Below are 10,631 nucleotides of genomic sequence, written 5' to 3' on the forward strand. Positions count from 1 at the left end.
GTCTCGCCGGGACCCGGAGACCGATGAGGGCAGCGTCACCCCAGGTCGGGCTTTCGGGAGGCCCGCCCCTTCCGCCACATGGCTGCACGGAGCATCGAACCGCAATTTCGACACAGCATTGACAAATTAATTTTGCGTTGCCAGCATGCAAAAAGCTTGCCCAGTAAGCGAGTTGGAGCGCTCTCTCCAGGGAAAAACTCGCCCTCACCCGAGCGCCCGAGGCTCCCCCTGCACGTCGCAAAGCGCGACAGCGCCTTGCCTGACAGACCCCACGTACCGTCAGGAAGGAACCACCCGACCATGTCACCCGCACCCCCACGGTGGTCCAGATACGCCACCGCCCTCGCCGCCCTCCTCGCGGCCACGCTCGCCGTCCCCGCCGCCGGCCCGGCCCTCGCCGCCGACCCCGAGGCGCGCGCCCCGCACGTCGCGGCCGGACCGGCCGCGGACGACATCCCCGCAGCCGACTATCAGCAGGTCCAACTCGCCCTCGGCGCAGCCGAACTGGGCGAGGCCATGTCGCTCGCCGTGCTGCCCGACCGGTCCGTGCTGCACACCGCCCGCGACGGCACGGTCCGGCTGACCGATGCCGCCGGGTCCACGAAGACGGCGGGCAAGCTCGACGTCTACACCCACGACGAAGAGGGCCTCCAGGGCATCGCCGTCGACCCGGACTTCGCGGCCAACCGGTACGTCTACCTCTACTACTCCCCGCTCCTGGACACCCCGCCCGGCGACGCCCCCACCTCCGGTTCCGCCGCCGACTTCGAACCGTGGAAGGGGCACCTCAACCTCTCCCGCTTCGTCCTCAAGGCCGACGGCACGCTCGACCTCGGCAGCGAGAAGGTCGTCCTGGAAGTCGAGAGCGACCGGGGCCAGTGCTGCCACGTCGGCGGCGACATCGACTTCGACGCCGCCGGGAATCTGTATCTGACCACCGGGGACGACACCAACCCCTTCGAGTCGAGCGGCTACGCGCCGATCGACGAACGCACCGACCGCAACCCGCAGTTCGACGCCCAGCGCTCCTCCGGCAACACCAACGACCTCCGCGGCAAGCTGCTGCGGATCACCCCCACGGCCGACGGCGGCTACACCGTCCCGGCGGGCAACCTCTTCGCGCCCGGCACCGCCGACACCCGCCCCGAGATCTACGCCATGGGCTTCCGCAACCCGTTCCGGATGTCCGTCGACAAGAAGACCGGAGCCGTCTACATCGGCGACTACGGCCCCGACGCCGGAACCACCGACCCGAACCGGGGCCCCAGCGGCCAGGTCGAGTTCAACCGCGTCACCGAGCCCGGCAACTTCGGCTGGCCCTACTGCACGGGCACCAACACGCCCACGGAGACGTACAGCGAGTACACCTTCCCCAGTGGCCCGTCCGGCGCGAAGTACGACTGTGCCTCCGGCCCCGCCAACAACTCCTTCCGCAACACCGGCCTCGCCACCCTGCCGCCCGCCCAGCCCGCCTGGATCCGGTACGCCGGTGACGCGGGCTCCCCGCCGGAGTTCGGCGGCGGCTCCGAATCCCCGATGGCCGGACCGGTGTACAACTTCGACGCGAATCTCGACTCCGCCGTGAAGTTCCCCGCCTCCCTCGACGGCCGGTTCTTCGCCACCGAGTACGGCCGCCGGTGGATCAAGCCGGTGGAGGTCAAGGCCGACGGGTCGCCGGGCACCATCGACACCTTCCCGTGGACCGGCACCCAGGTCATGGACTCCGCGTTCGGACCCGACGGCGCGCTCTACGTCCTCGACTACGGCACCGGCGCCAACAACCAGGCCCTGTACCGCATCGAGTACCTCGCGGGCAGCAACCGGTCCCCGGTCGCCAAGGCCGCCGCCGACAGGACCTCCGGGCCCACCCCGCTCGCGGTCTCCTTCTCCTCGGCCGGCAGCGCCGACCCCGAGGGCGGAAACCTCACCTACGCCTGGGACTTCGGCGACGGAGCCACCTCCACCGACCCGAACCCCAGCCACACCTACACCACCGCCGGGACCTACAACCCGACGCTCACCGTCACCGACCCCGAAGGCCTCACCGGCACCGCGAGCCTCGTCGTCACGGCGGGCAACACCGCGCCCACGGTCACCCTCACCACCCCGGCGAACGGCAGCCTCTTCTCCTTCGGCGACTCCGTCCCCTTCACCGTGACCGTCAGCGACCCCGAGGACGGCACGGTCGACTGCTCCAAGGTCAAGGTCACCTACCTCCTCGGCCACGACAGCCACCGCCACCAGATCACCTCGAAGAACGGCTGCTCCGGCACCATCGACGTCCCCGTCGACGGGGAGCACGACAGCGCCGCCAACATCTACGGGGTCTTCGACGCCGAGTACACCGACGCGGGCGGGCTCACCACGCACAGCGACTCGATCCTCCAGCCCCGCCACCGCCAGGGCGAGCACTTCGCCGCCCAGAACGGCATCGAGGTCGCCCCGCACGGACCGGCCGAGGGCGGTGCCACCGTCGGCTACACCGACGACGGCGACTGGATCTCCTTCGAGCCGTACGTGCTCTCCAACGCCACCTCCATCACGGCCCGGGTCGCCTCGGGCGGCGCGGGCGGCACCCTGGAGGTACGGGCCGGGTCGCCGACCGGCACGTTGCTCGCCTCCCTGCCCGTCGCCCCGACCGGCGGCTGGGAGAACTTCGTGGACGTCACGGCGGACGTCACCAACGCACCGGCCGGATCAACGGAGTTGTTCTTCGTCTTCACGGGCCCGACGGGCCAGGGCAGCCTCTTCGATCTGGACGCCTTCACCTTCACCACCCAGGGAGCGCAGGTGAACGACCGATGAGACAAGCTCGCATCCGCCGGCTCGCCTGCGCCGTCGCTCTCGCCCTCGGGGCCGCCTTCCTGAGCCCCGGCGTGCAGAGCGCGGCAGCCGCCGACCCGTACCAGGTCCTGGTCTTCTCCAAGACCGCCGGATTCCGCCACGACTCCATCCCGGCAGGCATCGCCGCCCTCCAACAGCTGGGTGCGGACAACGACTTCACCGTCACGGCCACCGAGGACGCGACCGCCTTCACCCCGGCGAACCTCGCCGACTACGAAGCCGTCGTCTTCCTCTCCACCACCGGCGACGTCCTGAACGACACCCAGCAGAGCGCCCTGAAGGGGTACGTCGACGGGGGCGGCGGATTCGTCGGCGTACACGCGGCCGCCGACACGGAATACGACTGGCCGGAGTACGAGGACCTGGTGGGGGCGTGGTTCCAGAGCCACCCGGCGATCCAGGAGGCCCGCCTCACCACCGAGGACCACGTCCACCCGGCGACCGCGCACCTGGACGACACCTGGACGCGGACCGACGAGTGGTACAACTACCGCTCCAATCCCCGCGACAGTGTCCACGTCCTCCAGTCGCTGGACGAATCCAGTTACAGCGGCGGCGAGATGGGCGGCGACCACCCCATCACGTGGTGCCACGAACAGCAGGAGGGCCGCTCCTTCTACACCGGGCTCGGCCACACCATCGAGTCCTTCGCCGACCCGGACTTCCGCCAGCTCCTCCTCGGCGGCGTCCAGTACGCGGCCGGAGCCGTCGATGCGGACTGCTCGGTCGGCGATCCCGGCCCGGACCCCGGCGGCGACAGCGCGGAGGCGGAGGCGTACACCTCGTCCTTCGGCGTCCAGGCCGCCGCCCACGGCTCGGCGAGCGGTGGAGCCACCCTCGGCTACATCGACGACGGCGACTGGGCGGGCTACTCCTCCCTCGACACCGCCGGAGCCACCGCCTTCACCGCCACCGTCTCCTCGGCCGGCGCGGGCGGCACGATCGAGATCCGCTCCGGCTCCGCCACCGGACCGCTCCTCGGCTCGGTGGACGTCGCCCCGACCGGCGGCTGGGAGACCTTCACCGAGGTCACCACCACGCTGACTGCCGGGACGGGCCCGCTGTTCCTCCGGTTCACCGGGGGAGCGGGCGCCCTCTTCGACGTCGACCGCTTCACCCTGACCCGCGCCCCGGCCACCGAGGACGAGGGCTCGTCGAACGTGCACCTCTTCTACTACCCCTGGTACGGAACCCCCGACGGACCGGGAGGCAGCTGGCGGCACTGGCAGCAGGGCGGCCACACCCCGCCCGACGCCATCGGCGCCGACCTCTACCCGAAGCTCGGCCCGTACGACTCCGGGGACATCACCGGAGCCGTCGACCGGCACATGGAGTGGGTGAAACGCTCCGGCGCGGGCGTCATCGTCTACAGCTGGTGGGGACAAGGAGGTTACGAGGACGGCCTCGCCGGTGACGTGATGGACGCCGCCGCCCGCCACGGCATCGAGGTCGCCTGGCACATCGAGCCGTACAGCGGCCGCACCGCCGCCTCCGTCGTCGACGACATCGCCTATCTGGAAGGGAAGTTCGGCGACCACCCCGCGTTCTACCGGGACGCGGCCCACGGCGACCGCAACGCCTACTACATCTTCGAGAGCCTGAAGATCCAGGACTGGTCGGCCCTCGACGCCGTCAAGGACACCGCCATCGTCCTCGCCCAGACCACCGACACCAGCAAGGTCGACCACTTCGGCGGGATCTACACCTACGACGGCATCGCCGGCGCCACCGCCCCCGGCTGGAAGAACGCGGGCGACTACGCCAAGGCCAACGGCCTCGTCTGGGCCCCCTCGGTCGCCCCCGGCTACATCGACGACCGTGCCGTCCCCGGCAACACCACCTCCACCCTCGGCCGCGAGGACGGCGCCTCCTACGACCTGGAGTGGAACAACGCCCTCGACCCGGCCATCGGCGGCGACCCCACCTGGGTCTCCGTCACCTCGTTCAACGAGTGGCACGAGGGCAGCTCCATCGAACCCGCCTCCTCCAGCCCGCCCCCGGGCCACGGCTACGAGACCTTCGAGGGGGCCTACGGAAAGACGGGGGAAGCCGCCGAGACGGCCTACCTCGACCGGACCGCGTACTGGGCCGACCGGTTCGAGCAGAAGCTCCGGCAGCGCACGTAGCTCGCACCGGGGCTCACACACGAACGGCCGCGTTCCGGCGGGAACGCGGCCGTTCTTCCGTGCCCGATGTCGTCACTCGTCGCGCTGGATGTTCCGCATCCGCCCGTACGCGTACACACACCCCGCCAGCGCCAGATCGGACAGCAGCATGAAGCCGATCGCGTAACTGTCCTTGGCGCTGTAGATCGCCCCCATCACCAGCGGCGGCACGAACCCGCCGAGCCCGCCCATCGCCCCGACGATGCCCGTCACACTGCCCACCTTCGGCTGCGGCGTCACCTGCGAGACCAGGGCGAACACACTGCCGCTCGCGGTGCCGAGCCCGGCCGCCATCGCCAGCAGCGCGATCGTGCCCACCGGGTTCAGCGGCGGCTCGAAGGCCTGCACGATCGCCATCAGCGCGGCCAGCAGCAGCGCCACCGAGGTCACCACCGCCGGGTGGATCCGGTCCGAGAGCCAGCCGCCCACCGGCCGGAAGACCACCGTGACCAGGGCGAACCCGGCCGCCTTCGTGCCCGCCTCGGTCGGCGACATCTCGTACCAGGTCTTCAGATACGTCGGCAGATAGACCCCGAACGCCACGATGCCGCCGAAGCCGATCGCGTACAGCGCCGACAGCTCCCACGTCACCCGCAGCTTCCCGGCCTCGCCGAGCCGGTGCGCCAGCGTGTCCGTGGGGATCTTCCGGCCGGGGTGGTCGGTCACCAGCACGGCGGCCACCAGCGCGAACACCACCAGCGCGCCCGCGACCACGAGGAACGGCAGATCGTCGCCGTGCTTGGCGATGCGCGGGGTGAAGTACCCCGACAGCGCCACCCCGCCCATGCCCATCCCGAACACACCCAGTGCGAAGCCCCGTTTGTGCGGCGGGAACCACGCGTTGACCAGCGGAACGCCGATCGCGAACGTCGTCCCGCCGAGCCCCAGCAGGAAGCCGACCGCGATCATCGCCCCGTACGAGTTCTTCGCCGGGATCAGCAGCAGCACCGGCACGATCGTCAGCGCCGAGACCAGCGGGAACATCAGCTTCGCGCCGTACTTGTCCGTCAGCGCCCCCACCGGGATCCGGCCGAGCGACCCGACCAGCACCGGCACGGCCACCAGGAACGACTGCTGGAACGAGCTGAGGCCCAGCCGGTCCTTGTAGTCCCCGGACATCGGCGCGATCAGATTCCACGCCCAGAAGGTCAGCGCGAAGCCGACCGTCGCGAGGATGAGATTGCGGTACGCGGCCGGGGACGGCGCCGCCGCAGCCGGTGCGGGCGGCTCGGGGGACTGCTTGACAGAGGTGTCCACACCGGCAAGTCAAGGCCGCCGGACACCGCACGGCCCGTCGGACTGCGCCGACCGGGCGACAGCGGGCTCCCGCCGACCGCAACGGGCTTCTTCAGCCGATATTGCCGCAAGCTGGGACAATCGCGGTATGGATCGGCTGGACAGGGAAATCCTCGGCATTCTCCAGGAGGACGCCCGGATCTCGTACCGGGATCTGGGCGTACGCGTGGGGCTCAGCGCCAACGCGGCGGGCGACCGGGTCCGCCGGATGCGCCGCGACGGGGTCATCCGGGGCTTCACCGTCATCGTCGACCCGGCCGCCGACACCCGTTCGGGCCTGGTCGTCTTCATCGATGTGACGCTGCGCCTCGACACGACGAACGAGGAGTTCGAGCGCTCGGTGCTGATGCTGCCGGGGATCACGGAGGTGGTGCACGTGACCGGCGGCCACGACTACCTGCTGCGGGCCACCGCCGCCGACCCGGGGGCGCTGGACAGCCTCCTGCGCCGGCTGAAACGGGAGGCGGGCGTCGCGCACTCCAACACCCGGGTCGCGCTGCGGGCGGCCCCGAAGCACTGAACCCTTCTCCGTCGGCCGGCCCCGAAGCACTGAGGCCCTGCCCCCACAGGCCGTCGCGCCGGGCCCGGGATCAGACCGGGGCCTGCCAGGTCACCGTCGTCGGCCGGCCGTCGTCCTCACCGCGCCCGTCGTCCGCGACCACCAGCCGCACCCCGCCCCGCCCGTCCGGCAGCCGGACCGTGGCGTCCACCTCCACCTCGATGGCCGAGACGCCGGGTCTGCGGTGCGCGGCGGCCAGCGCCCCGCGCAGCACGGCCAGCAGCTCCCGGCCCGTCTCCTCGCCCACCAGTGCGTCCACGGCCCCGGCGAACTGCACCGACGGCGGGAAGCCCAGCAGGGCCGCCGCGCCCCCGGTCTCCCGCAGTACCCGGCCCCGGAAGGTGCTCGGGGCCGCGGCGGGCGGCTGCTGGAGCGCGAAGATGGCGGTGCGGACCTCCTGGATGGTGGAGTCCAGCTCGTCCACGGCCCGCCCCAGCAGCGCCCCGCTCTCCTCGGCGGCCGCCCGCCGCCGGGTCGACTCCAGCATCATCTCGGTGGCGAAGAGCCGCTGGACCACCAGATCGTGCAGGTCACGGGCGATCCGGTCGCGGTCCTCGTACACCGCGAGCTGCTCCCGGTCGGCCTGCGCGTCCGCCAGTACCAGGGCGAGGGCCGCCTGCGAGGCGAACTGGGTCGCCAGCAGCCGGTCCACATCCGTGTAGGGGCGCTCGCCGCGCCGCCGGGGCAGAGCGAGGGTGCCGATGAGCTGGCCGCCGCTCTGCAACGGCAGCATCATGCTCGGCCCGAAGCGGGAGCGTACGCCGGTGGTCATCCGGGGATCGGTGGCCGAGTCGTCGATGAAGACCGGTTCGCCGCCGAGCAGCTGCACGAGCACGGGGGAGCCGGGCTCGATCACCGTGCCGACGATGCCCGCCGGATCGTCCGGCGTCGAGGCGGTGACGATCTCCATCCCACCCGCCTCCGTCGGCTGGAGGATCACCCCGGCCGACGCGCCCGCCAGCACCCGGGCCTGCTCGGCCACCGTCATCAGCGCGTCGGCCGCGTCGGTACCGGTCAGCAGGGCCGTGGTGACGGCCGCCGCGCCTGCGATCCAGCGCTCGCGCTGCCGGGCCGTCCCGTACAGCCGGGCGTTGCCGATCGCGATGCCCGCCTGGGCGGCCAGGACCCGCAGCAGCCCCCGGTCCGTGTCGGTGAACGGCCCCGGCCGCTTGCCGCCGAGGCAGAGGTGGCCGAAGACCTCGGCATGCACCACGATCGGTTCCCGGAGAAGGCTCGGCCCCTCCGCCTCCGCCGTCCCGGTGGTGTACAGCGCGTCGATCCGGTCCCGGTCGGGCTCCAGCACCGCGAGCGCGCCGTGGCGGGCCCCGGTGAGAGCGGTGGCGGCCTCCACGATCTGCTGGAGGGTGGAGCCCAGCTCCAGATCGCTGCCGACGCTGAGGACGGCCTCCAGAAGCATGGGCAGTCGTCCGAGGGCGGCGGCATCGGACGCGGCGGGTCCGGACTCCACGGGCCCCGGCGTCCGCGCCGACGCGCTCACCCCGCCAGCGGGTTGAGGACCATCGGCTGGATCTTGCCGTCCAGCATCGCGCCCAGGCCGAGCACCGAGCAGACGTCGGGCCGCTCGGCGATGTGCACCGGCATCCCGGTCGCGTCGCGCAGCATCTGGTCGAGGCCCGGGAGCAGCGCGCTGCCGCCGACCATCATGATCCCGCGGTCCGCGAGGTCGGCCACCAGGTCCGGCGGGCAGTCGCGGAGGACCTTGCCCACCCCGTCGAGCACCGCGGTGAGCGGGGTGTTGACGGCCTGCCGTACGGCGGCGGTGTCGACCTGCACCGTGCGGGCCAGGCCGGTCGCCACGTCGCGGCCGTGGATGTCGGTGAGCGCGGGACCGGTGAGCTGGAGCCCGTTGCCGTGCAGCGCCAGCTGGAGCGGGCGCACGGACTGGCTCGGCAGCAGCAGCTCGTGGTGCTGGCGCAGGTACTGGATGATCGCCTCGTCGATCGCGTTGCCGCCCACCGGGATCCGTACGGCGGTGACGATCGAGCCGAGCGAGAGCACCGCGATCTGCGTGGTGGCGGCCCCGCACACCATGATCATGGTGGCGGTCGGCTGCTCGACGGGCAGCCCGCAGCCCACGGCCGCCGCGATCAGCGTGTCCACCAGCTCGACGCGGCGGGCGCCGAGCCCGACCAGGGTCTCCACCGTCGCCCGCTGGGCCAGCGGATCGGCCTCGTGCGGGGTGCAGGCGGCGGCGCGCAGCCGGGGCTTGCGGCGCAGCTGGCGGCGGAGCTTGTCGCCCAGCAGATGACGCAGCATCCGCTGGGCCATCTCGATGTCGACGACGGTCCCGCCGGAGACCGGGCGGGCCACCCGGATGTACTCGGGTGTGCGGCCGGTCATCTGCTCGGCGAGCGCGCCGACGGCGATGAGGGAGCCGGTACGGGTGTTGACGGCGGCGACGCTCGGTTCGTCGACGACGAGCCCGAGCCCCTTCACGTACACCCGGGTCCTCGCGGCCCCGAGGTCGACGGCGACATGGCAACGCTGCAACTGCTCAAGGCTGACGGTCACGGCGATTCTCCCGAGCGCGGCTGGACGAGGGGCACCGGCGGCGGCCGGTCTCTCCGTACAACTCTGGCGCTGTTCGGCCCATCGCGCTCGTTGAGGTGCGCCGGAAGGGGAGCAGGAGCTGACGGCTCCTCAGCTCACGTGCCCGGCAGCAGCCGCTGGAACAGGCCCCAGGTGAACTCGGCGACCCGCTCCCGGCCGGACTCGGGGTCCGTGAGGGCCAGCGCCCACCGGGTCGGGGCGCTGCCCTCCATCGGCCGGGCCGGGGGAAAGGCGCGGGCGGCCTCGTCCACGGTGCACGACCAGGGGGCCAGATCCGTTACGGAGGTGAGCTCCGGGCCCGCCGCGCCCGGGGCCCGGACCAGCCACTCGTTCCAGACGGCGCCGCCGGGTCCGGCCATCACCTCGAACCGCAGATCGGGCCAGAGCGGCACCGGCCACAGCAGCGCCTCGCACTCCAGATCGCCGACCCGGCGCGGCAGGACCACCTCCGGTTCGCCGAGGACCGAGCGGTAGCGCCGCAGCGAGCCCCGGCCCCGGGGCGCCCGCACCATGGCCTGCCAGCGGCGGTTGGCCTCCCGCATATCGGCGAGGGAGGCGCTCAGTTCGTGCCGGGCGTCCTCGACCAGGCCGGGCTGGAAGTCGGCCATCCGGCGCAGCAGGACGAGCTGGAACTGGAGCGGTCCGAAGGGGGCGGGAGTGCTCATGCCGCCCATCCTCCCGCGTGTCAGGCGTATCGGACCGGCTGTCCCCGGAATTCGAGCTTCCTCACACAATCCTCACCTGGGCGGCTTTCCCGGTTGTTCCGTGCCCGCCTAACCTGCGGGCGCCATGGATTACTGCCACCCGTGCCGACGCCATCTCAACGGAGCCCTGGCCTGCGCCGGGTGCGGTACGCCCGCGGAGGCGCTGGGCCCCTACGCGATGCCCACGGCCGCCGGCCCCACCCCGGCCGAGCCGTACGGAACGCCCACCCCGGCCGACGGGACCGACGCGCCCCGCCGCACCCGACGGGACGCCCGGCGGGAGGCAGCCAGGAAGCCCCGGCGCGGGGCCGGTCACGGGTCCCGGCGCGGGGCCGCGCACGAGTCCGACCGGGTGCCCCGGCGCGGCACCGAGGACGAAGCCGGTCGGGTGCCCCGGCGCGAGGCCGCACGCGAGTCCCGCCCGGATTCCCTGCGCGACATCGCACGCGAGCCCCGCCCGGACCCCCCGCGCGACACCGCACGCGAGCCCCG

The 10,631-nt window shown here is 72.3% G+C and carries 7 protein-coding genes and 1 pseudogene; 4 read left to right on the forward strand and 4 right to left on the reverse strand.

Annotated features, from left to right (window positions below; translation table 11 throughout):
* Window positions 1–300: 300 nt before the first annotated feature.
* Both A3Q37_RS18495 and A3Q37_RS18500 read left to right on the forward strand, forming a co-directional pair.
* Window positions 301–2,805: a PQQ-dependent sugar dehydrogenase gene (locus tag A3Q37_RS18495; RefSeq protein WP_065485846.1), complete on the forward strand. Its 2,505-nt coding sequence runs from the start codon at window positions 301–303 to the stop codon at window positions 2,803–2,805.
* Window positions 2,802–4,970 carry a ThuA domain-containing protein gene (locus A3Q37_RS18500; protein ID WP_065485847.1) on the forward strand — a complete coding sequence of 723 codons (2,169 nt, stop codon included), beginning with the start codon at window positions 2,802–2,804 and terminating at the stop codon, window positions 4,968–4,970. The genes A3Q37_RS18495 and A3Q37_RS18500 overlap by 4 nt, the downstream gene beginning before the upstream one ends.
* A gap of 72 nt (window positions 4,971–5,042) precedes the next feature.
* On the opposite strand, the gene A3Q37_RS18505 is transcribed toward A3Q37_RS18500, so the two are convergent.
* Window positions 5,043–6,266 carry a NarK/NasA family nitrate transporter gene (locus A3Q37_RS18505; protein WP_065485848.1) on the reverse strand — a complete coding sequence of 408 codons (1,224 nt, stop codon included), beginning with the start codon at window positions 6,264–6,266 and terminating at the stop codon, window positions 5,043–5,045.
* A 127-nt stretch (window positions 6,267–6,393) separates the two neighbouring features.
* Here A3Q37_RS18505 and A3Q37_RS18510 point away from each other — a divergent pair, with 127 nt between their 5' ends.
* On the forward strand, window positions 6,394–6,825 hold the full coding sequence (locus tag A3Q37_RS18510; RefSeq protein WP_006124231.1) for an Lrp/AsnC family transcriptional regulator: 432 nt from the start codon (window positions 6,394–6,396) through the stop codon (window positions 6,823–6,825).
* 70 nt (window positions 6,826–6,895) lie between these two features.
* Here the strand turns inward: A3Q37_RS18510 and A3Q37_RS18515 are convergent, their stop codons facing one another.
* From A3Q37_RS18515 to A3Q37_RS18525, 3 genes are all read right to left on the reverse strand, one after another.
* Entirely contained in the window at window positions 6,896–8,281 is a 1,386-nt protein-coding gene (locus A3Q37_RS18515; protein WP_065485906.1) for a GAF domain-containing protein, read from the reverse strand.
* A gap of 77 nt (window positions 8,282–8,358) precedes the next feature.
* Window positions 8,359–9,396: a rod shape-determining protein gene (locus A3Q37_RS18520; RefSeq protein WP_065485850.1), complete on the reverse strand. Its 1,038-nt coding sequence runs from the start codon at window positions 9,394–9,396 to the stop codon at window positions 8,359–8,361.
* Window positions 9,397–9,530: 134 nt separating this feature from the next.
* Complete coding sequence (locus A3Q37_RS18525) at window positions 9,531–10,100, reverse strand: hypothetical protein (protein ID WP_065485852.1); 570 nt, start codon at window positions 10,098–10,100, stop codon at window positions 9,531–9,533.
* A 124-nt stretch (window positions 10,101–10,224) separates the two neighbouring features.
* Between A3Q37_RS18525 and A3Q37_RS18530 the strand changes: the two are divergent.
* Window positions 10,225–10,631: pseudogene (locus A3Q37_RS18530) on the forward strand (hypothetical protein); the annotation flags it as partial.

This window comes from Streptomyces sp. PTY087I2 (genome assembly GCF_001687325.1).
Classification (GTDB): domain Bacteria; phylum Actinomycetota; class Actinomycetes; order Streptomycetales; family Streptomycetaceae; genus Streptomyces.